Genomic DNA, 24,332 nt, shown 5'->3' with positions numbered 1-24,332 from the left:
TATGTGAGAAAATATTTAACACTGCTCCCAACTTCCTACCTGAAAATTAAATCAATTTCATATAACCTATACGCTCATTCATACAAAAAGCCATCGAAGCTGGCAGTTGGCAAATGTCCTTTAGAAGAAAAGAAAAACTTAATCTTAGAAACCTTATTGTAATCCTGTGTGTTTTCAGTGTGCTTGTCACTTTGATCAATGCGTTTTATTCGATCTATCGAGTGCAACGAGATCTCATCATCAATAACACGTTAGAGTCCAACCGCGTTTATGCGCAAAAAATGTCAGAAATGACGGACTCTTTCATAGAAAGCTCAATGTCGCAGCTAAAATACAGTGCGAACTTGCTACAAGATAAGATGCACGATGCTCAGTTTCTTGACGAAGAGGCGGAGAGGCTGAGAAAGCAAACCAAATCATTCAACTCTGTGGTTGTCGTTAATGCGAAAGGCGTCATTATTTCTGTATCACCAGAGACACTTCAGGTGAAAGGTGTAAAGCTCGTTGGTGAAAGAAAACGTCAATCTTTAAATGCTCAAGCGCCCGTTGTCACTGAGCCATTCATCTCACCCGCAGGTAATTATCTGTTAACGATCTCATACCCTATATTTTCTCACTCCAATGAATATTTAGGCTATATCGGCGGTACTATCTATTTAGAGAAGGACAATATTCTTGCGGAATTACTTAGCCAGCATGCTTACAAAGATGGCTCTTTCCTTTACGTTGTGGACGAAAGCAATACGCTGATCTACCACCCAGATAAATCGCGGGTTGGCGAAGTGATCAACGATAATATGGCAATTAACGCCGTGACAATGGGTCAGCGTGGTAACAAAGAAATTGTGAACTCTCGCGGTGTTGAAATGCTTGCAGGGTATGCACCAGTTGAATCATCAGGGTGGGGAATTGTCGCTCAGCGCCCGAAATCAATGACGTTAATGGTGCTAGATGAGCAGATGTGGAGTGTATTTTTCAAATCGATTCCAATTGGTTTATTAACTCTGCTGTTAATCTGGTTCTTCTCTCTACTTATTTCAAGACCATTATGGCAACTGGCTGGCGCTGTTCGAGGAGTGGAAGAACACTCTTCATCCATCGATGATTTGAAGCTGGTTAAGTCTTGGTATTTTGAGGCCTCACATTTGAAGCTCAGTTTCCTCAAAGCGTTTGGTATCGTTTCAAAAACCATTGATAAGCTGCAACTGGATACGCTAACAGACGCGATGACTGGGTTGTTAAATCGACGCGGCTTAGACAAAGTTCTAGGCTTGTTTAAGCAAGAAAACACCGCTTTTTCTATTTTAGCTTTGGATATTGATCATTTTAAGAGCGTCAATGATAACTATGGTCATGATGTGGGTGACAATCTACTCAAAGAATTCGCTCAGTTGATGAAAGAGCAAGCCCGAGCGAATGATCATCTTTGCCGTTCCGGTGGGGAAGAGTTCATGATGTTCCTTGAAGCGACGGATGTTCATCACGCGGTTGATGTCGCAGAGCGGATTAGGCATAACGTAGAAAAACACGATTTCCTGGTCGTTGGTAAGGTAACGGTATCACTTGGAGTTTCTCACTGGAAAGGCAACGATATGCCAATTGAAGCGGTAATGAAAGACGCTGACAACGCTCTGTATAAAGCAAAGCGCAATGGAAGAAACAGAACCGAGTTAGGTGAAGACGCACAATAGGTATAGTGCTATGCGCTGAACGTAAAACGCGCCAGTTACCAAGCTTTTGTTTTACTCGTTGGCGTAGCCGCTACCAATTGCTCTAAATGGCAAGTCGAGTTCTAACTCCGGAATTTGCTTGCCCACCCAAGCCGGGAATGTATTGCTATTTGGTCCTGGAAACAACGTGTATTCTTCAGCCCAAGGGTATTGGTTGATAACGCTTTGTATTTTTGGGATAAGTTTATCGGCTTTTTCACCTTGTATTGAGAGTATTTTTTCTGGCTTCGCACCATACCAGTAGCGATCTGGTGTGCCCGTTTGGTATTGATACAGAGCGGGTTGTCCACGATTCACGCGCCACCCGACCACTTCATACACGGTATATTCGTTCGCATTTTCAGGCTTTATCGCAAACCAAGTGTGCACCGCAAACCAGCCTCGCCAACCAAATGCATCTGCGGCATAAAACTCAATTACGGCATGTTTCACATTGGAAGGGTCTGGCGCGATACCGGCAGGTTCTCTGCTTGCGGTACGCCAATCTCCTTGAGTGCATCCACCCATGAAAGCTGCGATTGATATCAAGCCAACTTTTAATAGATGAGTAAAACTGAGAGAGTTTTTCATTGATCGCTCCTAGACCAACCGATGTTGGAAATGCTTTATTGATTTTAGCTATAAAATAGGTGCAAGCCTTATTGTTAAATCTTCCCTTCGTTAAAAAGAAGGGAAGGCTAGCGCCACAATATCGGATCATACGTAATAATGAGGTAAGCAGATTTGTAACATGTGGCATAGAAAATATTGTCTTTCTCTATTAACTTGCTTAGTTGCGTATGAAAAAGTAAGAGCTTGTACGTATATTGCTTACACTATTTAGTAATTTAAAATTAAATAAAAACAATTGCTTGGGTGTTATTGGGGGCGATTAAATAGGCTGGTTTATCCTCAACTGCATTGTGATTCCCCCATTTTTAGCGGAATTTCATCGTACATCCTTTTACTGTATTTAGAGACTTGCGTACACCTGTGGCACAATGGGCGATTATTGAGAGTGCTGTTTGGTAATGCAAATGGCAGAAAAATAACTAGAAATTGAATAACCAATGTTTAAATCAAAAAGTATACTTGCATTATGCACCTTCGCATTTGGCTGTTTTGCCAATCAAGATAGTGAACCAACGTCCGTTGTACTTAACTATGGTGACTCTTCACTCAGCGCTGATATTCAAGCAAATCGAAAATTTCATGTGGTCCAAGATAATGAAAGTGAACATGTGGAGTTTTCTGGAGGAGTCACGAAGGAATATTCCGATTACATTGTTAATATACATATCATCAGAAAAAGCAAAATACGCAGATCAAGTCGAGAGCTGAATACCACCGTATTGATGAACAGCGATCAGCTTGAAAAGCCTTTAGTGGTTGGTATTGAAAATGATGAATTCACCAGTATTACTTTGCGTTAATACTTGGTATTTATCGAATAGGAATGGTTGAACCGATGCTCTCAATACGCCGCTATCGCACAGAGGATGCTCCAATATTGTGGACACTTTTTTACCACACTGTACGAGTCATTAATCGTCGCGATTATACCGAATCACAAGTTTCAGCTTGGGCCCCATCAGATTTTGATCTCAATTCATGGCAACGCACAATGGATGCTATTCAACCCTATATCGCGGAAATAGAAGGGCAGGTCGTTGGCTATTGTGATTTGCAAAGTGACGGCTTGATTGACCATTTCTTTTGTCACCATGAATATCAAGGCCAAGGTATTGGTCGTGATTTGATGTCTTTTCTATTTTCACAGGCGAAAGTACAGGGGATAGAGCGACTGTACTCTGAGGTGAGTATCACTGCACGACCTTTCTACGAGAAAATGGGGTTCACAGTTAAGGTTCAGCAACGTGCTGAAGTTAGGGGAGAAACCTTAACTAACTTTATGATGGAAAAGTATATTTCACTGAAATCGTGAGCATTTAGTGAGCTTGAACACAGATATAAAATGTTTTCCAATGTGAAAACAAGTTCATTGATCTCGCACCAAAGTTTTGTTTGAAAACAGTGTGCATAATCTTCTCTGGAACAAGCCATTACTGCATTTTTCGTCTCTGAAGGCTTAGTCAGAGCCTAAAAGCCTCGGTATTGCGGTGGGTAATGGCGTTCCAAACGCCAAACGTGTCTGGCTAACCATCTCAGGAAGAGAAGTAGTACTATGCGCCCTTATCTCAAATACATTATTCCAACATTGATACCATTGCTTATTTGGTTAATGCCCCTCTCTGCATTCCCATTTGATGGCATTACTATCGTCCAGCAGAGAGTGATCGCAATCTTCTTGCTTGCTGCACTCTGCTGGGTGTTTGAACCTATTCCAATCTACGCGACTTCGGTCGTTATCATTGTGCTCGAATTATTGCTTGTTTCGAATAAAAGCATCGTACTTTTTCGCTTGCAAGAAGGGCAGCCACATTTTGGTGAGCTGTTGCAATATAACGAGATAATGGCGACTTTCGCTAGCCCGATTATTATGCTGTTCCTCGGCGGGTTCTTCTTAGCTATGGCGGCGACAAAGTACAGACTGGATGTCAACTTAGCGCGCGTGTTGCTAAAACCATTTGGGCAAAACCCAAAGTTCGTTATGTTGGGTTTGATGTTGATCACCGCTGTCTTTTCCATGTTTATGTCAAACACCGCAACAACAGCGATGATGTTGTCGATTCTAACCCCTGTGATTGCGGTATTTGGACCTAAAGATCCCGGTCGAATTGCATTTGCCTTGTGTATTCCTGTTGCTGCCAACATTGGTGGTATTGGTACACCAATCGGCACGCCCCCGAATGCTATCGCGCTGAAATATTTGGTTGGTGACAACTTAATTACGTTTGGTGAATGGATGGTATTTGGCGTGCCATTCGTCATTGTGATGATGGCGCTAGCGTGGTTTCTGATTGGCTTTTTATATAAAGCCGAGCAAACCACCATCGATCTGAATATTAAGAGCAAGTTTTTGAAAACACCAAAAGCGATGATTGTCTATGTCACCTTCGCAGGTACGATTATTCTCTGGTTGATGGGTTCAGCACATGGAATGAACTCTTACACAGTGGCATTAATTCCGGTCGCGGTATTCTCATTGACGGGCATTATCAACAAGGAAGATTTGAAGAAAATTTCTTGGGACGTGCTTTGGTTGGTGTCAGGTGGTATCGCTCTGGGTCTTGCTCTGGATAAAACAGGGCTTGCGAAGCTGGTGGTACACAGTATTCCGTTTGATCAGTTCTCGCCATATGTGGTCTTGCTTGGTGCGGCGTTCTTGTGCTTGTTAATGGCAAACTTTATGTCGCATACGGCCACTGCAAACTTACTTATGCCGATTATGGCTGCGCTAGGTACCTCGATGACTTCGTTAACGCCATTGGGTGGAGAAGTGACGCTGATCTTAGTCGTGACATTTGCTGCTTCACTCGGTATGTCGTTACCAATCAGTACGCCACCAAACGCGTTAGCTCATGCTACTGGGCATGTCGAAAGCAGCCAAATGGCTCGTATCGGTGCAGTGCTGGGCGTGATTGGTGTATTACTTAGTTTTGTTATGGTTTGGATTTTACATACCGTTGGGCATATTGGGTAACCCATGTACGAAACGAAACTAGATGCGTTAGTACAACGCTATTTTAACCATCTTGAACGCCGATTAACGGTCCTATCCGGATCGGTACTGATCGAGCAAGCTGGCTACAACGATCGGTTGTACTACGTGCTTTCAGGAGAGTTGGCTGGCTATTATGCGGAAGACGACAAGAAGCCAATTCAGGTATTTTCTGCGTCTCAAGGTGCGTTTATTGGCGTACATAGTTTCTTTTCTGGTACATGGACTGCCTCTTCGACAGTGATTGCTCAAACCGACGTTGAACTGGCTTGGATACAGCGTGATACGCCCGCGGTGGAAGAGGCGACATACGGACCATTGACGACACAATTTATGCCTGTGATGGTGAACGAGTTATCTCGGCGTCAACGGCGTGCAATGCAAGAGGCCTTGGCTAAAGAAAAAGCGTTACAAAAGCTGCATACCGCAGAGCAAATGACAACGTTAGGGCAACTTGCCGCGGGTATTGCTCATGAGTTGAACAATGCTATTGGTGTGGTAAGCAGTAAATCTGAGCGACTCGAGTCGGTCATCATGGAATTGCTTGAAGAAGTTCATCCGGAAGCGAGTCAGTTTTTTGATTTTGGTTTGATGCAAGGACAGAAAGTCTCTTCCAGCGAAGCGAGAAAGCGGGGGCGTCACTTCGAAAAATATTACGGTTTACCTAAGGATCTCGCACGTGATCTCGCACGTGCCGTTCCAAATAATTTCCTGTCGGAGCATTGGTTAAAAAGACCCGAAGAAGCGATACGTTTCTGGCAAATGGGGCGAGACCTTCATGATTTGCGTATTGCCTCTAAACATACTGTTGGCATTGTACGTTCAGTGAAACAATTGGGGCGTACGGATATCGACCTGGATGAAGCGTTTAATATTAATGACTCAATCAATCGAGCGCTGGCCCTATTGCAAAGTGACTTAAGACGCGTGAGCGTACGTTTTAGCCCAGCGGACTTGCCGGACTTTGTCGGCTCTCAAACCGAACTCGTCCAAGTTTGGGTCAATATTTTAAAGAATGCGTGTGATGCACTTGGTCAAACCGAAGATCCGGGGATCGAAATACATACTCGAGAGAGTAAGGGGAAAATTTTGGTCACGATTGCTAACAACGGACCAGAAATCGATGAAGCGACACGCAGAAAAATTTTCCGGCCAAACTTCACCACTAAAAAGGGTGGGTTGTCGTTTGGTTTAGGATTAGGGCTGTCGATTGTGAAACGCATTATCGCCGGATATAACGGCTCTATTGTGGTAAAGAGCGACAGTGAAAAAACAATTTTTAGAATCAAGTTACCAGTAGAGGGTGAACATGGAGAAGCTTAATGTAATTTGCGTTGATGACCAACGAGAGGTATTAAGCGCGGTTCTACAAGATTTAGAGCCGTTACATCAGTGGTTGAATATCGAAGACTGCGAATCCGCAGGTGAGGTTCTAGAACTGATGGATGAGCTTGATGCAGAAGGCGAGATGATCGCATTAATAATTTCCGATCATGTCATGCCAGGTAAAACAGGAGTGGAACTACTGACAGAGGTATCACAAGACAGTCGTTTTGTTCGCACACGTAAAGTGCTTCTGACGGGGCAGGCGACGCACACGGATACCATTAATGCAATTAACTCCGCAGGTATTGATCGCTACTTTGAGAAGCCATGGCAAGCGAGCCAATTGATTGAGTGCGTTAGAAACTTGGTGACTCAATATATCTTTGATATGGGCTTAGATTACACTCAATATCACGAACACTTAGATCAGAGTGTTGTTTTTGAGCGCCTACGTTAATCAAGGCTCTCTAAGGTTGTTTTCGTCACGGCCAGTTAGTGTCTGAAATTTACTGTGAGTAGTTCAGCATGCTTAACGTGGCCGTGCGGAATAGCGTTAATTCTGGGATTATTTCGCCGAAGAACGGTTTAGCTCAATGAATAGCGACTGGCACTGGCAACAGAGAGTGGTTTAGAGAACCAATAACCTTGCAAATAATCGACGCCCATCTCGGAAAAGAAGTCACACATTTTTGCGTCTTCGATGCCTTCTATCACCACTTCAATATTATTTTCCTGACACATAGTGATAAGAAACTTCAAATACTCTTGAGAAGAGCGATTGGTCAGTGTCTTCCATGCCATCGACTTATCAATTTTGATTTGTGTCATCGGCAAGTCGAAGAAGCTATTTAATGAACTGTAACCAGAGCCAAAGTCATCGAGCGAGAGTGCAAAACCTAACTCCCTGAGCGTGCTTAGGGGGGCAATAGCCGTCTGGTTATTATCCAAAATAAACGTTTCTGTCAGTTCCAAAACAATAGACTCGGGGTCAACGCCTGCTTCATCCGCCATGGCTTTAATTCGCGTAGGGAATTCGCTGTTCATCAACTGAAGTACAGAAACGTTCACGTTAACACGAACTTGGTTTTGGTAACGTTCACGGTAGTTTTTGATGAATTCACACGCTTTGGCAAATACTTGATATCCCAGTTCGACGATCAATCCTTTGTTCTCTGCTACAGGGATAAACTCGTCGGGATAAATTTCGCCAAACTCTTTGCTACGCCAGCGCACTAGTGATTCGAAGCTCACCACTTTTGAGCTTTTGGCGTCAATAATTGGCTGGAACTTAACACTTAATGTCTGTTTTTCTAGCGCACTTTTAAGACCTTGCTCAATAAAGAAGTAGCGATCAACGGCATGCTGCGTCTTCTCACTGTAGACCGCGACGCGGTCTCTATTTTGTTCGCTCGCGTACTGACAAGTTCTTGCCGCTTTACGTAAAATTTCCTCTGCGGAGTGACTAGGGTCAATACAAGGATACAAACCAATGCTAATGTTGCTACCTAGGTATTGGCCTTCTTCAATCACCGCTTCATGGTAGGTTTGTTTTAAACTTTCAGCGTAACTCTGTAGCGCTTCTATTGAGCACTCATCGTGAATCAAAATCGCAAAGTCATCATCATGCACGCGATACACCGAGCTGTTTGGAGAGGGCAAGTGACTGAGAGTTTGTAGCAACTTCTCTACTAACCCATCGACCAGTTCACTGCCATATTGATTCAAGTAAGATTTGATGTCTTCGATCTGAATATAACAAATAGACGCGCAAGAATCGGTGGTACGTACACTGTCCTCGATATCCAGCAATAGATGGGCGCGGTTAGCCATGCCTGACGCGTTGTCATGAAATGCAACTTGATGGATGTAACTTTCCATCAGCTTACGCTCAGAAATATCGCGATGGCTGCCAACCATGTAATGGCCATGTTCTGTTTCTTTGGTCATGGCTACGCCTTCTATCCAGACGTATTGTCCATTGGGTTTACGAACTCGGTAAGTGGTTGTAACCCTCGTATTGTTGGTCGTGATGTGCGCATCGACCCTTGTGGACAGCCTTTCTCGATCAAGAGGATGAACAAGTTCTAACCACTGCTCTAAACTGATTCGGCCAGCGTTAATACCGAGCTGTTCATAGAAGCCTTTGTTGTAAAATACCATGGTACCAAACTCATCCATGTAGAAGAGGCCTTCGTTAAATACGTCGAAGATATGAATGAATCGTTCTTCAACGATTTTCAGGAACTCTCGGTCACTATCTGAGGCTTGTTGGTCAAATATGGTGGTCAAGATATTTCCTCCTCGAGCGTGTTAGCATCAGAGATGAGTGTGGGGGGTTGATAACATAGAGTTGATCTGTTGGCGTACATTACAATCACAAAAGTATCAGTTCAAATTGTTTGGCTATCATTTTATGCGCTACTAGGTTAATAACATACTAAGATTAGGCGGCTAATCATCGACATTTATAAAAAATAGTCAACAGTAAAAATCATTTATAAAATACAGTTATTGATGCTGTCCGCAATCTATAAATATTTATGAATAATTATCCTCAAGTTATTTTAAGACGTGTCGGTTAGAGGTTCTGCTCTTGAGTGTCATATCTGTATATTTGCTAGGCTAAAGACCATATTAACAAAAAGGGCTTGGTGATCGCGATGGGTTATTAATTGACAGGATGCTCATTAATAGTAATCAATTCTAATTTATTATCACGCCAATTAATCAAATCTCTTATAATACTGCCGTTAATATCGAGTAAGCTTTCTTTTTATGCAGTACGATCCAAAAAATTCAATCAAAATTGCGCTCGCTGATGTCGGCGTTGGTATGTTTGTTACCGCGATAGAGCACAACAAGCGCGTAAATTTAGCCAATGCAGGGCGGATATCTAGTCCAGAGGGCATTAAGAAGCTTACCGCGAGCGGCGTGAAGTATGTTTGGGTAGATCAAACATTATCTTCTCAGAAGTGTGTCTTTAAGCCTGTGGATGAATCCATTGTTGCCGTAGAAGAGGAGCGAGAGCCCAAGTCCTCTGACTTTTCGAAGGTTCAACGCGCCTATCGCTCGAGAGATGTTCAACATAAACGAGCCAAAAAGCTAATTGCGGAAGCAAAAGATCTGGCGCAGAAACTATTGAATCAAACTTTTGAAGGCAAAATCATTGAAGTTGATGAGGTAGAAGCTTGGGCCGATGATGTCATTGAAAGCGTTTTTATCGACTCAGATGCGTTGCAATGTGTTTCTGCACTCCGAAAAAAAGACTCCTACTTGTTGGAACACTCCGTCAATGTGGCTTGTCTTCTAGTGTCATTTGGTAAGTACTTGGGGTTAGATAAGCAGACATTAAAGCAGCTCGCTATTGGTGGCATCATTCATGATGTAGGTAAAATTAAAGTTGATGACAAGATTTTGCATAAACCAGCAAAGTTAACGCCTGAAGAGTTTGAACACATGAAGCTACATCAAGTGTTCGCTGGTGAAATTATCCTCCATGTAAAGGGCCTTAGTGATGTGAGTCGCGATGTCTGTTTGATGCATCATGAGAAGTTAGATGGCAATGGCTACCCTAGAGGCTTGAAAGGCGATGAGATTCCGATTCACGGCCGCATGAGTTGTATTGTTGATATTTACGATGCGTTGACGGCCGATCGCTGCTACAAAAAAGGCATGAGCTCAGCAGAAGCGTTTAAAATCTTGTTGAGTTTAACGCCATTTCATTTAGATGCAGACCTAGTCTACAAGTTCATTAATTGCGTTGGGATGTACCCAGTGGGCTCTATTGTTGAGTTGAGTGATGGGCGTGTTGGTATTGTTTGGTCCTCAAATGACTCTCAAGCTTTAAAGCCAGAAGTGAAGTGTTTTTACTCACGCAAATATCAGCGTTATATCGATGTGGCGATGGTCGATTTGAAAAATAGCCTACACAAAATAGAAAGAGCAGTCGCTCCGTCATCGTTAGAAATCGATCCCAAGCCTTTTTATGATTAAGAAAAATAAACATGCTTTACAACCTTGCATGCAGAGCGTATTTTGATTGCATAACTATCTATTAATGGTTTCTAAATTATGTAGGGACTAGGTGGTTATTAAAGAATCGAGTTTCATGGATGGAAACTGAGCTAGGAATATCTCAATAAAGATTGAGATATAACCCTCAACTTTTTGCGGAAAGGGATGCCAATGCAAATTGATACATGGATTTTTTACACCCTGGCCATTTTGGTGCTCACTGCATCGCCTGGGCCAAGCTCATTGCTGTGTTTAAGTAAAGGTGTGAGTAGTGGGTTTCGTATTGCCCTCATGACTGCGCTAGGCAGTTTATCAGCGATCACTATTATATTAACGCTTTCTTTTACCGGGTTAGGGGTTGTGATTGCCTCATCTGAGCTGGTCTTCAATATCATCAAATGGTGTGGTGCCGCTTATTTAATCTGGTTAGGCATTCAAGCGCTGCGCTCTTCTCAAACGGATTTTGACAAAACGGCAGCCGTCCAAAGCTCCTCGAATGCGCTCAGCGCGTTCACCAGTGGTTTTATTGTTGGCGCTAGTAACCCGAAAGCGATTGTCTTTTTTACCGCTTTGTTTCCTCAGTTCATTGATCCCTCTGCGCCTTTGTTGGCTCAATACGCGATTTTTGCATCTACATTTGTGGTGTTTGAGCTAAGTTGGCTAACATTTTATGCATTATTAGGTGTAAAAGCTTCAGACTGGCTGTTTGTCGCTGGAAGAGCCAAGTTGTTCAATCGCCTGACTGGCGGAGTATTTATTAGCGCGGGCGTCATGTTGTCGACGGCAAACCGATGAGAAAGCGCGTGTTCGGTGCATGGTTGGGTTATTTCAATAGCGTAAGTTGCAATAACCTAATTTAGCGTTAGCTTATTTCCATTATGGAAATAGACGTTTTGTTTATTTTCATTAGTGGCAACAGGTAAGCCGGAGTAAAATCACGTTACTCTTTAGGGGTAGAATCCATGTTTTATCTTGTGGGTTTGTGGTTACTTTTTCAGGGACATCTCAGATGAAAAGCCTTTCTGAACTACAACAACGTTTTCTAGACATTGCGACTGATGTTCGTCTTTCTCCAAAACAAAAGTCGAACTTTTTGGCCTTGGAGGCGGAAGCATGTATTCCTTACATGTCGATTTCCCCATCGCTAAGACAAGCAATGGATGAAGGAATCATCTGTGATATGTTTGAAGGCCATGCACCTTTCAAACCACGCTATGTGCTGCCTGATTACGCTAAGTTCCTATCGCAAGGCTCTGAGTATCTAGAGTTGCTTCCAGCTGCCGATTTCGATGATGCGCTGAATATGCTCACCATCATTTACCATCATGTTCCATCGGTAACGAATATTCCGGTGTATTTAGGTCAGTTGGATGATGTCTTATTGCCTTACATAGGCGACCTGACAGAGAATCAAATTTACAAAAAGTTAAAACATTTTTGGATCATGTTGGATCGCACATTGCCAGATGCGTTTATGCACGTGAATGTCGGACCGACAGACAACATTATTTGTCGCACTATTTTAAAGGTGGACGCCGAGCTCAAGCAGATTGCGCCAAATCTTACTTTCATGTACGACGAGTCGGTCACGCCTGATGATTTACTTCGTCAAGCGACGCAGAATATTTGCGAGTGTAGTAAGCCTCATATTGCCAATTACCCTGTGCACTCGAAAGCCTACAGCGGTTCACGTTTTGGTATTGTAAGTTGCTACAATTCGCTGCCACTGGCTGGTGGTTCAAACACGCTGGTGCGCATGAACCTAAAAGAAGTCGCAGAACGAGCATCGGATTGTAACGACTTCTTAAACAGTGTTTTACCTCTATACCATCAATTAATGGTTGAGTTGATGGACGCTAGAAGTACGCACTTGCATGAAAAGTCCAATTTCTTTCAAGGATTTTTGACGCAAGAAGGGTTGATTGAAGAGTCCCATTTCGCACCAATGTATGGCATTTATGGTATGGCAGAAGCGGTGAATCTTCTGTTCGAAAAAGAAGGCCAAACGGGGCAGTACGGACAAGATGAGCGTGCGAATGCCTTTGCTCATGATGTTTCAGCCACACTGGCGAAACTAGTGGAGTCAACCCCAGTGAAATATGGTTTGGATGGCAAAGCGCTCTTACATGCTCAAGGTGGTATTAGCTTAGATCTTGGCGTTACGCCAGGTGTGCGTCTTCCTTATGGCACGGAGCCAGACCCTGTCACTTATGTACAAGCAACAGCTGAGCATCACCAGTATTATCGTGCAGGTATCAGCGATATTTTGACGATTGATGAAACGGTGAAATCAAACCCAGAAGCGATGTTCAATTTGTGCAAAGGGGCGTTAAATGCTGGTTATCGTGAGTTTACCGCGAATGTGGCCTCAAATGATTTGATTCGCGTTACGGGATACATGGTTAAACTTTCTGATATCGCAAAATATGATGCAGAAGGTTCGAGAACCAATACGACGTTTCTGGGAGCAGAGGCGGCAAAAAATACTGGGATTTTAGATCGCTCACCACGTGTGGTGAGTCATGAAATGACACCGACCTACACGCAGGCGTAAAGGTCGGTTTAGGAAAGAACAAGATGTCTAGACGAAGTGGAAGCCTTTTGGCAAAAGTCACTCGTATCCTTCCTTTCTCTTGTGTTGATGGGCCAGGAAATCGTCTAGTCATCTTTCTACAGGGTTGTAACTATCAGTGTTTGAACTGTCATAACCCTCATACAATAAACCATTGTAATCACTGTGGTGATTGTGTGAGTGAATGTCCGGCAGACGCACTGAAGTTCGACGAAAACAACAACGTTGTTTGGCTTAAAGAGGAGTGCACCCACTGCGATCATTGTATAGAGATATGTCAGAACCAATCTAATCCAAAAATTACTGACTACTCTGTGGTAACAATGCTCGATTTGATACGCAAGCATCGCTTTTTCATCAGTGGTGTTACAGTATCCGGTGGGGAATCTACCTTACAACTTCCTTTCATTATTGAGCTGTTTAAAGGGATCAAGCAAGATCCTGAGTTACAGCACCTTTCTTGTTTCATCGACAGCAATGGCTCTTTATCAGTGACAGGTTGGCAGCGTGTGCTTCCTTTTCTGGACGGTGCGATGATCGATTTGAAATCGTGGCAGACAGAGACGCACCAGTGGCTAACTGGGCGTGATAATCATCGTGTATTCAAAACGCTTCAGTACCTCACAAAGCATGAAAAATTGTATGAAGTTCGGTTACTGCATATTCCAGGGAAAAGTGATTTAGATATAGAAATCGTAGCGATTGGGCGCTATTTGAGTACTTTACCTGAATCGGTGCTTATCCGTTTAAATGCATTTCAACATCACGGAGTCATGGGGGAGGCGCTAACTTGGAATGCGTGCTCTCGCCATGATATCGAACGCTTAAAATCAGAACTTTTACGTTACGCGAGTAACCCCATCGCAGTGCCGACTGTACTCACGTAATGCAGTTTTGATTCGTTATCTTACTCACGTATCGCACGCGTCTAGCATGGCACAGGCATCGAGCAATTGTTTTTGTAGCCATTTTAAAGCCGGATCGTTCAAGCTCGCTTTGTTCCAGACGAGGCTGTAGGCTACCTGTCCATAATCGAATGGAAGGGATTGTTCAACCAAGCCTTTTGCTTGCATGGCCGCCCTTGCCCAAAGTTTGGAACAGGTGAACAAGTAATCTGAGTGCTGACACATCACCGCAGCTGAACCAAAATCCGCTACACGCATAGCCATATTTCGCTTCGAGTGCCTTTGTGTGAGGTTCTGCTCGAAATAAGGTTGTGAGAGATCTTTATCATGAATCCCAATGTGTCTTGCACAGAGGTAGCTTTCAACAGACAAAGGCTGTTTAGAGAGTGGATTTGATGGTCCCATTAAACAAACCATTTCGTCTTTCAGAATGGTTTGCCATACCAAGTCTTTGTTTTGCGTGGGCGGCTGACTAAGATCGTGTGGAAGCAGCAAAAAGTCCACTTGGCCTCTTACCAACGCATCGAAACTCATTTCCTCTTTTGCATGCACATTCAAATGTGCATGATTGCCGAGTTGCTGAGATAAATGCTGTAGAACTGGCGCAAAAAGCTCAAACGAACTTTCGCGCATAGCTAATGAGAAACTGCCCTGATAGTAAGCTGGATTAAATGAGCCCTGATGTAATAATCCATTCATGCTAGAGAGTATGCCATGGATCGAGGGGCCAATGTGCAGCGCAAATGCCGTTGGTACCAAGCGAGTACCATCGCGATAGAAAAGGTCATCTTTCAGCGTTTCACGTAATTGCCCAAGTGTTTTACTGACGCTCGAAGGTGTTACACACAGGCGCTCTGCGGCAAGCGTAACACTGTGAGTGGTTAACAACATATGCAATACAGTGAGATGTTTTAGGCTAATGCGTGAAAGAGCAATGTAGTCCATAAATAGCATGGTTTCTTATGATTTTTGGCAGTATATCAGGATGAAACAAATTTTTACTATTGTTTATCTCGTAAATGAGCATCTTTCGCTTTGAGCTCAATATATTTAACGTGTTGCGTAAAAATAATTTGAGCTTTGTAAGATTAAAGAACTCTCTTGGATTTGTTAGGTCTTTGGCGTTTTCCTTTCTTCAATTTTAGAATTTCTATTTTATTTATCTTTCTAGTGCGAGGGCTGAATAGTTTGTGTACGAATGAAAAGCCGTCATTACCTATTAAAAATAGCCATTGTGTTGTTGATTGTTTGGTGATTTACTCAAGATCCTTAAGTAACAGAGGTATAAATAATTAATGGACGACCCCTTTAGTCGACAGAACCCTTCACCGTATGTCTTCCCATCACTGGAGGCGTACTCATGTTAGAACTTTTCATGCAACCAGAGGCTTGGGCGATTTTTGCCACTTTGTTTGCGCTTGAAGTTGTCTTAGGCGTTGATAACGTCGTTTTTATCTCCGTCCTATGTGAAAGATTGCCACAGCACCAACGTAAACTGGCAAGAAACCTTGGCATCGGCCTTGCTGTTATTGCTCGTATTGCATTGGTTTTTTCTATCTCTTGGATTATGCAGTTGACTCAACCACTGTTTTCCGTCGCAAACCAAGCGTTTACCGGAAGAGACGTGATCATGATCGCGGGTGGTGCATTCTTATTGGCAAAAAGCCTGAAAGAGTTGTGGAGCTGGTTAAATCACAATGAATCTGGCCACTCGACTCATGCTCGTACTGGATTAGCGGTAGTACTGCTGCAGATTGTTGCTGTGGATGCGGTATTCTCAATGGACTCGGTGATAACCGCCGTCGGTTTGACAAGTGATGTCCCGCTTATGGTCGCGGCGATTGTCTCGTCTGCAATCGTGATGGTAATGACTGCTGAAAAAATCAATAATCTGGTGACGCGCTATCCCGGCTTTAAAACGTTGGCATTGCTGTTCCTGGTTTTATTGGGTGGCTTATTGATGGCAGAAGGCTTCGCAATTCATATCAATAAAGGTTATGTGTACTTTGCGATGGCATTTGGTTTGATTCTGGAACTTTGTCATATCCAGCTAAAAAACAAACAGCGTCCTAGCATTAAGCGTCTTCGTCCGTTGCGAATTCGAGCAACGAGATTAGAAGCTCGTCAATAACAAACGACATTGCCGCTCACATGAGCGGCATTTTTGTATCTTGTATCGTCTATTTTAATTCTCGTTTTGCTTCATTGTCGTCTCGATAAAAAATCGCATTTGTTGTTGTGTCGCAGATTTTTTATATAGAGCGCCCAACTAACACGAGTGAACGAAAATAATGAATAAAATGATCGATGCGTTAGCAACCAATGGCTACTACATCTGGGATGATTTTCTTTCTGAACAAGAGGTGGCTCAACTGCGAGATTGCATTCCAAGCAATTGGAAAAAAGCACGTATTGGTCGTAACGATGATGTGACTCGTATTGAATCTATTCGAAGTGACAAGATTCAATGGTTATCGCCAAATATGGGGCATGCTGTTGCTTCTTACTTGGATAAAATGGAAGAGATCCGCCAAGAAGTGAACCGTCACTTGTTTCTTGGACTTTTTGAGTACGAAGCTCATTTTGCCAAGTACGAGAAAGGGGACTTCTACCAAAAACATTTAGATTGCTTCAAAGGTAACGAAAACCGTCGATTGACGACCGTTTTTTATATGAACGAATCCTGGACGGAAGAAGACGCGGGTGAATTAGTAGTATACGATTTGAATGACAATAAAATTGCAACCATTCCCCCACGCTCAGGGCGTTTGTTCGTATTCTTATCAGAGCAGTTCCCACATGAGGTGTTACCAACTAATGCCGAGCGTTTTAGTATCGCTGGTTGGTTCAGAATCAATGGTGTGCGAGATAATTTACTTGATATTGCTAGGTAACTATTTGTCGGCCTAGTTTTATCATCCTAAAAAAGGGGGCGTGTGTTCGCCCCTGTTTTGATTAAACGTCGGTTGAGAGTTCGTAACATTCTGTCATGTTTCGTTCTAATACCGCATAAACGTCAGAGCAAAGCTCCTCTTTGGCTATTTGCTCACCCATAATGTCGGCGATCTGTGTTTGAGTCATTCGTCCTCGATAAGGGCGATCTTGAGACAGGGCTTGGAAGACATCCGCGACAGCAATAATACGCGATGGTACATCGAGCTCGTCGCCTGTTTTGTGATAGGGATAGCCCGACCCGTCTAAACGTTCATGATGATTGGAAGCCCACTCCGCTATTTTCGCGTTAGGGAAGACCTTATGCAATGCGAGCTGAGTATCAATGGTATGGCGTTTAATGCGTGTGTACTCTTGTTTGTTTAGAGAGCCTTCTTTGTGAAGGATTTCATCTGGCGTTTTTAATTTTCCAATATCATGCACCAGCCCTGCAATATATAACATTTCTTGGTCGTGCTCGTTTAGCCCAAGCTTAATTGCTAGATAACGAGATAATTCCGCTACTTTTTGTGAATGTTGATAAGTGAACGGGCTCTTTGCATCGACAATTTGAGCGATAAACATTCCCAAACTGTTCATATCTTGGATGGTTAATTGTTTTTGAAGCCAATCAATGCTTTTAAAATTTAGGCCTATGGTTTCAATATTTTCCGACTCCATCGCGAACCAAAACGCGTCGGTCATGACGAGTTTAACCATTGCTTCGGCCATGCTTGGATTAAACAAGGTTCCAACGTTTGCCATGATGCACTCAGCAATCAATTCTTCATGAAGCGTGACAATGTCACAGTGGCAGTTCATGACGTATTTTGAGCGCATAAAATCAAGGCGGTCCGATAAGTAGAGCAGGGCGGCCACCTCTTTTTCAAAAGGCGGTAAATCGAGCTCTTTTAGTTCGCTCCAATGTGTATGGTGGTAAAGAACTGGTGTCGCAAATTGGCGCAACAAACGACACTGCTTGAGGCTTCGGTACCCTCTTAAGCAGTGTGTTTTCACGTCTTGTGGCACGAGCTCTTCAAGTAACATTTTATGTTCTTGTGTTTCGGAGACTCCACAGTCGTGGATCATACCTGCGAAGTAACAAAACTCCGCTTTTTCTGGCTCCCAACCCATGACGCGAGCACATTGGTAAGCGATATAAGCGACACGATGGCTGTGGTGAGTATCGTCAACACCGACATAATCGAGTGCTCGAGCAACCCAGATAAGTGCTTGTTTTAGATCGACTTCAAAGCCCGTGTCCGTATGGGAATGGCAAGAATGATTCATGGTTTATACCGACATTGCTAATTAGCCCACACGAAACCCAAATCAGAAGGTGATAGGAAAATTGGGTACGACAGCGAATAGACCCCAAAAAGGTGGGCGTTTAGACGTAGTTTTAATTATGGGGCGGATAATAATCCTAGTTGCATAACAATATCACCTGAAGCTCATGATTAAGAGTCAGTTATTTGAACTAAGTATTAGTTTTGAAAGATTATTGTTGCTTTTATTGACTTATTTGAAAACGACAATAAATCATGATGTAACGCATTCTTATTTGTATTTTTATAAGTGATGTTCGGATTAGATTACTGATATACCGTACCGTTATGTGATTAAGCAGAATCCATATTTTTGAGTTTGTATGAATGATAAGGCATCTTCAATAACCACTTTATGATCGGCTAAGCCGAAGGGGGGGAGTTATTAAGGTAACGCTAATGGCAAATCATAAAAAATAATTTTCTCTACAGCTCACGTGGTGTGGGGAGATCAAGATAACGGTATTGCTCCCTCAGCGGCATTTATGTGTTGATGAAATGACTTAATTAAAAAATGTGTGATTGCAAAGTAAGCATAGGTGATAAAAGTAGCTAGAATGATAGCTCTAAATGAAAAGGATTTCGTATGTTGAAGCATCGCTTATATCGGACTTACACCGCAGGGCTAAAAATAGCAGCTCTTATCCTTCCTATGCCGAGACCAACTTTGTTTTCCGGCCCTGGTTCGATGAATGAGCTATTAGAATCGATGACCGAACTGGGATTTAAGCGCGTCTTATTAGTTACCGACGAAGGGTTAGTCCAAGTCGGTATTGTCGATAAGGTGCTCAAGGCGGCAGCACAACTCGATTTACAGTTAGATGTTTTCTCGAAAGTGCAGCCCGATCCTACCTATGATCAGGTAGAAAGCGGTCTAGAGGCTTACCATCGTTTTCATTGTGAGGGCATATTAGCTTTGGGTGGTGGCTCGGCAATGGACTGCGCAAAGGTCATTGCTGCGAAAGTTACCAATAAACGGCCAATAAAAAATTTAGCTGGACTATTGAAAGTATGGCGAATGCCAGCGCCTCTGTTTGCTATTCCAACGACCGCAGGAACAGGAAGTGAGGTCACCATCGCCGCGGTCGTATCAGATCCCTCCTCACACATTAAAACCCCTTTGATGGATCCAAAGTTGGTGCCACTAATGGCAGCTTTAGATGCGAACTTAATGATTGGTTTACCTCCTAAGATCACGGCTGATACTGGCGTTGATGCATTAACTCACGCTATTGAGGCGTATGTGTCGAGAAATGCTACTCAAGAAACTAGGGCTTACTCTGTTGCCGCCATTAAGTTAATTTTTAAGCATCTTCCTCGGGTCGTAGCGCAAGGGGATGATGTTGAAGCTCGACATAAAATGGCCATGGCATCCTACTATGCAGGTTTAGCATTTACGAAAGCGAGTTTGGGTTATGTTCATGCGTTTGCTCACACATTCGGTGCGAAATATGGAATACCTCATGGCATGGCAAACGGACTAGCCTTATTACCTGTGCTGCGCTTTTCATTATCAGAGATAGAGCCTCAACTAAGAAAACTCGATGCGTTGACGGCCGAAGGGCAGTCAGGTGAGGCGAGTGCTCAACACTTTTTGACGCATGTGGAGTCTTTGTTTGCAAGCATTGATATTAAGCAGACAAGTGCACTCATTCAGCGCGAAGATGCTGATGCGCTTGTAGATTTAATTCTGAAAGAGGCGCACTGGAATTATCCTGTCCCTAAGTTCATGAGCAGGGAAGAATGTACTCAGCTATTGTTGGATATTAGTGGTGTGTAATTTTTTATTTACACTTTGCTTGATCTTCTGCTGAAGATCCTACAATATCGACAGCATTACAAATATGGTATTGGTTTCGGTACGCCGTTGCCCGATTTAATACCGATAATCTCTAATTAAGTGTAAAGATAAATATACAATGAGTCGTTCTAAAGTATTCGGTAGTACTCTAATTATCGCGGGAACTACAATAGGTGCTGGCATGCTAGCCCTTCCACTTGCCTCTGCCGGTATTGGTTTTTCAACTTCAATCATCATCATGCTCAGTTTATGGGCTCTGATGGCTTTCACTGCCTTACTCATGCTAGAGCTTCATCAGCATGCAGAAAGTAGTGCAACTCTTCATACTTTAGCGAAACAGATCCTGGGCCAAAAAGGCAAGTGGGTGGCAAGTTTTGCGATGTTGTTTCTGTTCTACTCATTGTGTGCAGCGTACATCGCTGGCGGTGGTGCTCAGTTCGGAGACCGCCTTGCACAATGGTTTGACCTTGATATTTCAGGGCCTACATCAACGATAATCTTTACCTTGATTGTGACTTTAGTTGTGACAGTTGGTACAGGTACGGTCGATAAAGTTAACCGCGTGTTGTTCGCGATGAAACTTGTTGCGATGGTTGCTGTGCTTTCTTTTCTTGCTCCAAACGTTACGGAATCTTACTTATTGAGTATGCCGATTGAGCAAGGTCTTATTGTAGCGGCGATTCCTGTTATCTTTACTTCGTTTGGTTTCCACGGAAGTATTCCGGCAATTGTGAATTACTTAGATGGCGATACTTCTTCTTTGCGCAAAGCCGTTATTATTGGCTCGACGATCCCGCTCGTGATTTACATCTTTTGGCAGATCGTGACATTGGGTGTGGTTAGCCAAAGTACGCTTATTGAAAACGGCGGGTTGAGCGCCCTTATTGGCCAACTATCGCAGACGGTGCACCAATCAAACTTAGGCAACATTGTCGGTGTATTTGCTGATTTGGCACTGTTAACGTCATTTCTTGGTGTGAGTTTAGGTCTATTCGAGTTTTTGGGTGACACCATCAAAGGGAGCAACGATAAGCCTAATCGCTTGGTTGCGGCACTCGTGACGTTTACCCCACCGCTGGGCTTCGCACTTTTTTACCCTCAAGGCTTTATTATGGCTTTGGGTTATGCAGCGATTGCATTAGCGATTTTAGCCATCTTTTTGCCTCTGGTTATGGTGATCAAGGTTCGTAAATCGGATGATTTTACGGGGGAGTACCGAGTTGCTGGTGGCCAAGGAGCATTAGTGATAACGGGTATCGCTGGCACAGGTATCGTATTAGCTCAGGTGTTAATTACGTTGGGTGTGCTTCCTGCTTTGGGCTAGTTGTTTAGAACGTTTTCTGAATAACCTCTAGTTACTGAATTCATCGTAATCAATCAGTATTGTTAAGCCAACGAGTTTCGCTCGTTGGCTTTTTTAATCTGGATCAAATTACCGTAAGATATTCGGTGAAAGAATTGGTAGAAATGTGCTTTTATTTCGTACACTTAAGTTGTGGTATATCGATAATTTAAGTGGAGAAAACCGCTCAAAATACCATTGAATTTGCAACACAATGAGCTTCTCTTTTTTCTCTGCTTGGGTGTGGAGGTAAGTATGGCGCACCGGAGTTTTTACCCGTTTGCAAAACCGCTTAATGAGCAACTGCAAACGCTAAAGGACAGGATGCAGGCGCACTTGCCGTGTATTGATAGGGTGTCATTTGCTAAATATCACCCAGACCAAGATGTGCTCAAATCATTTGCAGAAAGTGAGTTCGACACTTGGTGTTTAGCCCACCATGAGTCAGCATTCCGTAAACTCCACCACCTCAATATTGCCTCCAAAAACGCGATTCCTCGCATCGTCGAAGACCTTCACGATATTAATCACTGTCCTCGGGTTCAAACCTTACTCAAACACGGATACCAGTCGTCGGTTGCAATTCCTTGTTACGACAATAAAGCATTTACTGGCTTTGTGTTCTTAAATTCCACTCAGCCCAATGCATTTAGCTTAGAGGCGTTGAATAGTCTTAAACCTTATTTCGAAATGATTCAATTTGCGGTTGAATCAGAAGACCACGTCGTTAGCGCGATAGAAACGTTGGCGAACCGAATGCAATGTATGATGCCAGGCTACTCCCCTGAGTTTTACGCGCATACCAAACGAATGAAGTACTATAGCCAAGTCATCGCAACGCAGTTAGCGGATCGTTATCACCTGAATGATGAAATGGTCGAAGATATTGGTATTTTTGCTCAATTCCATGCGCTCAGTGATGTTCAGCTGCCAGTTGAAATTGCTAGTCGCCGAACAAATTATACTCAAGAACAAGAGGCGATATTGATTCAACATATTGAGCGTTGCATCGACTCGGCCGATGACATAGTGGCTCGTATCGGAAATCCGGTTCACCCGAGTGTGACTTTGTTTTTGCAGATGGTTACTTATCAATACGAAAACTTAAATGGTACTGGTTATCCGTATGGTTTAACCGGTGGCGATATACCAATAGCCGCGCAAATTACGGCTGTCGCGAATGCCTTTGATTTTATGACGACGCACCATCCGTACAGACAAGCGTGGTCCATCCCATACGCATTGTTAGAACTTGAAAAATGGGTATATCAGGGATGGTTATCTCGAGAATGTGTTAATGCTCTGCGAGAGCATCAAGGTTATATAAAGCAAATCATCCACAAATATCCGGAGCACTATACAGGCTTGGGGTTAATGTGAAGAGCAGTAACGAAGTTGAAATGTTGACGAGGAGGAATATTTAAACAATACTGTTTTTATATACAGTAATAAGTTTGGAGGTGAAGTATGTTGTGGGAAACCCTTGAAAGAGTAAACCGCTTACGCCAACAAGCACTTGCAAATCCTGAGTTTGTTGAGTCAGCAAAAGAGCACGAACAAGCACTTCAGGAGCAAGAATACCATTATCAAACGAAGAAAAAGCGTTCAGCCAAAGACAAACAAGGTAAAAAGTCGCTGGCCGATATCTATAAAGAAGTAGAGTTTGGCGCTGACGCTCGTCATTAATTTATTCACTGCGGCATTTCTCATTTCTTCATGCGCCGCAGTATTCATTCAAATTTATGCGAGGGCAGTGGTAGACCGCTGCTCTCGTTGACCTGCCGACAATCCACTAATGAAGTCATCCGCAACAAATAATCATTAACGCTTAGTAATTCTCTCAATGATTTTGTTGATGTAATGATAATGACAACGGTTTGCATTTGTATCTTTGTTGTTATATAAAACCTCCCTTATTAATCGTTCTGTTGAATAAGAACGGCAAACGTGATGAACGAATGAAAGCGATTGATTAGCTTTCATTTGTGAATGGCTATTAGGTGAAGTAGGGATGTTGGAAGCTAAAGCACTCCAGTTTGAGATTGAAGGCAAGTCATTGCTAAAAGCGTTTGATGTGACATTTGAACTTGGGAAAACATACGCTCTTGTTGGGCACAATGGTTCAGGAAAATCCACATTGTTAAAGTTGCTGGCACAGCAACAGCCATACACCGCTGGTGACGTGGTTCTGCATGGAACGAGCATTAACGATCTCTCAGCGAAAAAATTCGCCCAACACATTGCCTACTTGCCTCAGCATCTTCCGGTGACCGACAGTATTTTAGGTCGCGATTTAGTCGGTTTTGGTCGTTACCCATGGCATGGTTTACTTGGTCGTTTGAGCAAGAAAGATCATGACATTGTTGAAGAATCAATGGCGATGACAGGAACACTAAAATACGCAGGTCGTTTAGTTGACACGTTATCTGGAGGGGAGCGTCAACGTGTGTGGCTAGCTATGCTATTAGCGCAAAAAACCGAGTATTTGCTTCTTGATGAGCCTTTGTCTGCATTAGATATTAGCCATCAAGTCGATATGTTGAAGCTCATCTCTAAACTCAGTAAAGAGTTGGGTTTGGGCGTTATTATCGTATTGCACGACATCAACTTAGCGGCGCGCTTTTGCGATCATATCGTTGCATTACATCAAGGTGATTTGATTGCACAAGGCAATGTTGAACAGGTGTTTACTGAACCTAAGCTGAGGGACATATACGGGATAGAGATGAAGATCTCTGACCATCCTGCGGGTTATCCGGTGGCGATGCCAAGCTAGAGGTTG

The 24,332-nt window shown here is 43.2% G+C and carries 21 protein-coding genes; 17 read left to right on the top strand and 4 right to left on the bottom strand.

Features of this window, described 5'->3' with window-relative positions; translation table 11 throughout:
* The first annotated feature begins 113 nt into the window (after positions 1 to 113).
* The gene (locus B7360_RS14895; protein WP_085343878.1) at positions 114 to 1,691 is read left to right on the top strand and encodes a sensor domain-containing diguanylate cyclase; all 1,578 of its coding nucleotides are present in this window, start codon (positions 114 to 116) and stop codon (positions 1,689 to 1,691) included.
* Positions 1,692 to 1,742: 51 nt separating this feature from the next.
* Here the strand turns inward: B7360_RS14895 and B7360_RS14890 are convergent, their stop codons facing one another.
* Positions 1,743 to 2,300 carry a DUF3750 domain-containing protein gene (locus tag B7360_RS14890; RefSeq protein ID WP_085343877.1) on the bottom strand — a complete coding sequence of 186 codons (558 nt, stop codon included), beginning with the start codon at positions 2,298 to 2,300 and terminating at the stop codon, positions 1,743 to 1,745.
* A 479-nt stretch (positions 2,301 to 2,779) separates the two neighbouring features.
* Here B7360_RS14890 and B7360_RS14885 point away from each other — a divergent pair, with 479 nt between their 5' ends.
* From B7360_RS14885 to B7360_RS14865, 5 genes are all read left to right on the top strand, one after another.
* Positions 2,780 to 3,142 (top strand): hypothetical protein, encoded by a 363-nt coding sequence (locus B7360_RS14885; RefSeq protein WP_046875214.1) that lies wholly within the window; start codon positions 2,780 to 2,782, stop codon positions 3,140 to 3,142.
* 35 nt (positions 3,143 to 3,177) lie between these two features.
* Positions 3,178 to 3,654, top strand: a complete 477-nt coding sequence (locus tag B7360_RS14880; protein WP_048626344.1) for a GNAT family N-acetyltransferase — start codon at positions 3,178 to 3,180, stop codon at positions 3,652 to 3,654.
* 240 nt (positions 3,655 to 3,894) lie between these two features.
* The gene (locus tag B7360_RS14875) at positions 3,895 to 5,313 is read left to right on the top strand and encodes a DASS family sodium-coupled anion symporter (RefSeq protein WP_085343876.1); all 1,419 of its coding nucleotides are present in this window, start codon (positions 3,895 to 3,897) and stop codon (positions 5,311 to 5,313) included.
* 3 nt (positions 5,314 to 5,316) lie between these two features.
* Positions 5,317 to 6,654 carry a sensor histidine kinase gene (locus B7360_RS14870; protein WP_053807362.1) on the top strand — a complete coding sequence of 446 codons (1,338 nt, stop codon included), beginning with the start codon at positions 5,317 to 5,319 and terminating at the stop codon, positions 6,652 to 6,654.
* Positions 6,641 to 7,114 carry a response regulator gene (locus B7360_RS14865; RefSeq protein WP_047008729.1) on the top strand — a complete coding sequence of 158 codons (474 nt, stop codon included), beginning with the start codon at positions 6,641 to 6,643 and terminating at the stop codon, positions 7,112 to 7,114. The genes B7360_RS14870 and B7360_RS14865 overlap by 14 nt, the downstream gene beginning before the upstream one ends.
* A gap of 128 nt (positions 7,115 to 7,242) precedes the next feature.
* Here the strand turns inward: B7360_RS14865 and B7360_RS14860 are convergent, their stop codons facing one another.
* The gene (locus B7360_RS14860; protein ID WP_006741581.1) at positions 7,243 to 8,946 is read right to left on the bottom strand and encodes a bifunctional diguanylate cyclase/phosphodiesterase; all 1,704 of its coding nucleotides are present in this window, start codon (positions 8,944 to 8,946) and stop codon (positions 7,243 to 7,245) included.
* A 486-nt stretch (positions 8,947 to 9,432) separates the two neighbouring features.
* Between B7360_RS14860 and B7360_RS14855 the strand changes: the two genes are divergently transcribed.
* The 4 genes from B7360_RS14855 (at position 9,433) to B7360_RS14840 (ending at position 14,130) form a co-directional block, all read left to right on the top strand.
* Positions 9,433 to 10,650: an HD-GYP domain-containing protein gene (locus B7360_RS14855; protein ID WP_005394162.1), complete on the top strand. Its 1,218-nt coding sequence runs from the start codon at positions 9,433 to 9,435 to the stop codon at positions 10,648 to 10,650.
* Between the two features lie 192 nt (positions 10,651 to 10,842).
* On the top strand, positions 10,843 to 11,466 hold the full coding sequence (locus B7360_RS14850) for a LysE family translocator (RefSeq protein ID WP_085343875.1): 624 nt from the start codon (positions 10,843 to 10,845) through the stop codon (positions 11,464 to 11,466).
* 214 nt (positions 11,467 to 11,680) lie between these two features.
* On the top strand, positions 11,681 to 13,225 hold the full coding sequence (locus B7360_RS14845) for a YjjI family glycine radical enzyme (protein ID WP_085343874.1): 1,545 nt from the start codon (positions 11,681 to 11,683) through the stop codon (positions 13,223 to 13,225).
* Positions 13,226 to 13,248: 23 nt separating this feature from the next.
* Positions 13,249 to 14,130, top strand: a complete 882-nt coding sequence (locus B7360_RS14840; protein WP_085343873.1) for a YjjW family glycine radical enzyme activase — start codon at positions 13,249 to 13,251, stop codon at positions 14,128 to 14,130.
* Positions 14,131 to 14,154: 24 nt separating this feature from the next.
* Here the strand turns inward: B7360_RS14840 and B7360_RS14835 are convergent, their stop codons facing one another.
* Positions 14,155 to 15,093 (bottom strand): LysR family transcriptional regulator, encoded by a 939-nt coding sequence (locus tag B7360_RS14835; RefSeq protein ID WP_085343872.1) that lies wholly within the window; start codon positions 15,091 to 15,093, stop codon positions 14,155 to 14,157.
* A 415-nt stretch (positions 15,094 to 15,508) separates the two neighbouring features.
* On the opposite strand from B7360_RS14835, the gene B7360_RS14830 reads away from it, so the two are divergent.
* Complete coding sequence (locus B7360_RS14830) at positions 15,509 to 16,279, top strand: TerC family protein (protein ID WP_085343871.1); 771 nt, start codon at positions 15,509 to 15,511, stop codon at positions 16,277 to 16,279.
* Positions 16,280 to 16,439: 160 nt separating this feature from the next.
* Positions 16,440 to 17,042 carry a 2OG-Fe(II) oxygenase gene (locus tag B7360_RS14825; RefSeq protein ID WP_005394168.1) on the top strand — a complete coding sequence of 201 codons (603 nt, stop codon included), beginning with the start codon at positions 16,440 to 16,442 and terminating at the stop codon, positions 17,040 to 17,042.
* Positions 17,043 to 17,103: 61 nt separating this feature from the next.
* Here the strand turns inward: B7360_RS14825 and B7360_RS14820 are convergent, their stop codons facing one another.
* Entirely contained in the window at positions 17,104 to 18,369 is a 1,266-nt protein-coding gene (locus B7360_RS14820) for an HD domain-containing phosphohydrolase (protein WP_085343870.1), read from the bottom strand.
* Positions 18,370 to 18,993: 624 nt separating this feature from the next.
* Between B7360_RS14820 and B7360_RS14815 the strand changes: the two genes are divergently transcribed.
* The 5 genes from B7360_RS14815 to B7360_RS14795 all read left to right on the top strand — a co-directional run bounded on the left by B7360_RS14815 (position 18,994) and on the right by B7360_RS14795 (position 24,326).
* Positions 18,994 to 20,187, top strand: coding sequence for an iron-containing alcohol dehydrogenase (locus B7360_RS14815; RefSeq protein WP_085343869.1), 1,194 nt, complete (start codon positions 18,994 to 18,996; stop codon positions 20,185 to 20,187).
* A 139-nt stretch (positions 20,188 to 20,326) separates the two neighbouring features.
* Complete coding sequence (locus tag B7360_RS14810; RefSeq protein ID WP_074191420.1) at positions 20,327 to 21,532, top strand: aromatic amino acid transport family protein; 1,206 nt, start codon at positions 20,327 to 20,329, stop codon at positions 21,530 to 21,532.
* 273 nt (positions 21,533 to 21,805) lie between these two features.
* Positions 21,806 to 22,930 (top strand): HD-GYP domain-containing protein, encoded by a 1,125-nt coding sequence (locus tag B7360_RS14805; RefSeq protein WP_085343868.1) that lies wholly within the window; start codon positions 21,806 to 21,808, stop codon positions 22,928 to 22,930.
* 87 nt (positions 22,931 to 23,017) lie between these two features.
* Positions 23,018 to 23,236, top strand: a complete 219-nt coding sequence (locus B7360_RS14800; protein ID WP_005377723.1) for a hypothetical protein — start codon at positions 23,018 to 23,020, stop codon at positions 23,234 to 23,236.
* A 325-nt stretch (positions 23,237 to 23,561) separates the two neighbouring features.
* Entirely contained in the window at positions 23,562 to 24,326 is a 765-nt protein-coding gene (locus tag B7360_RS14795) for an ABC transporter ATP-binding protein (protein ID WP_085343867.1), read from the top strand.
* The last annotated feature ends 6 nt before the right edge of the window (positions 24,327 to 24,332 follow it).

Origin of the sequence: Vibrio sp. ArtGut-C1, from assembly GCF_002105475.1 — a bacterium.
GTDB classification, from domain to species: domain Bacteria; phylum Pseudomonadota; class Gammaproteobacteria; order Enterobacterales; family Vibrionaceae; genus Vibrio; species Vibrio diabolicus.
The sequence above is the reverse complement of the archived record's forward strand: the minus strand, read 5'-3'. Positions and strand labels throughout refer to the sequence as shown.

Bases quoted from the DNA above. Each gene is read 5' to 3' on its own strand.
- B7360_RS14895 (WP_085343878.1), top strand. From the start codon at position 114: ATGTCCTTTAGAAGAAAAGAAAAACTTAATCTTAGAAACCTTATTGTA.
- B7360_RS14890 (WP_085343877.1), bottom strand. From the start codon at position 2,300: ATGAAAAACTCTCTCAGTTTTACTCATCTATTAAAAGTTGGCTTGATA.
- B7360_RS14885 (WP_046875214.1), top strand. From the start codon at position 2,780: ATGTTTAAATCAAAAAGTATACTTGCATTATGCACCTTCGCATTTGGC.
- B7360_RS14880 (WP_048626344.1), top strand. From the start codon at position 3,178: ATGCTCTCAATACGCCGCTATCGCACAGAGGATGCTCCAATATTGTGG.
- B7360_RS14875 (WP_085343876.1), top strand. From the start codon at position 3,895: ATGCGCCCTTATCTCAAATACATTATTCCAACATTGATACCATTGCTT.
- B7360_RS14870 (WP_053807362.1), top strand. From the start codon at position 5,317: ATGTACGAAACGAAACTAGATGCGTTAGTACAACGCTATTTTAACCAT.
- B7360_RS14865 (WP_047008729.1), top strand. From the start codon at position 6,641: ATGGAGAAGCTTAATGTAATTTGCGTTGATGACCAACGAGAGGTATTA.
- B7360_RS14855 (WP_005394162.1), top strand. From the start codon at position 9,433: ATGCAGTACGATCCAAAAAATTCAATCAAAATTGCGCTCGCTGATGTC.
- B7360_RS14850 (WP_085343875.1), top strand. From the start codon at position 10,843: ATGCAAATTGATACATGGATTTTTTACACCCTGGCCATTTTGGTGCTC.
- B7360_RS14845 (WP_085343874.1), top strand. From the start codon at position 11,681: ATGAAAAGCCTTTCTGAACTACAACAACGTTTTCTAGACATTGCGACT.
- B7360_RS14840 (WP_085343873.1), top strand. From the start codon at position 13,249: ATGTCTAGACGAAGTGGAAGCCTTTTGGCAAAAGTCACTCGTATCCTT.
- B7360_RS14835 (WP_085343872.1), bottom strand. From the start codon at position 15,093: ATGGACTACATTGCTCTTTCACGCATTAGCCTAAAACATCTCACTGTA.
- B7360_RS14830 (WP_085343871.1), top strand. From the start codon at position 15,509: ATGTTAGAACTTTTCATGCAACCAGAGGCTTGGGCGATTTTTGCCACT.
- B7360_RS14825 (WP_005394168.1), top strand. From the start codon at position 16,440: ATGAATAAAATGATCGATGCGTTAGCAACCAATGGCTACTACATCTGG.
- B7360_RS14820 (WP_085343870.1), bottom strand. From the start codon at position 18,369: ATGAATCATTCTTGCCATTCCCATACGGACACGGGCTTTGAAGTCGAT.
- B7360_RS14815 (WP_085343869.1), top strand. From the start codon at position 18,994: ATGTTGAAGCATCGCTTATATCGGACTTACACCGCAGGGCTAAAAATA.
- B7360_RS14810 (WP_074191420.1), top strand. From the start codon at position 20,327: ATGAGTCGTTCTAAAGTATTCGGTAGTACTCTAATTATCGCGGGAACT.
- B7360_RS14805 (WP_085343868.1), top strand. From the start codon at position 21,806: ATGGCGCACCGGAGTTTTTACCCGTTTGCAAAACCGCTTAATGAGCAA.
- B7360_RS14800 (WP_005377723.1), top strand. From the start codon at position 23,018: ATGTTGTGGGAAACCCTTGAAAGAGTAAACCGCTTACGCCAACAAGCA.
- B7360_RS14795 (WP_085343867.1), top strand. From the start codon at position 23,562: ATGTTGGAAGCTAAAGCACTCCAGTTTGAGATTGAAGGCAAGTCATTG.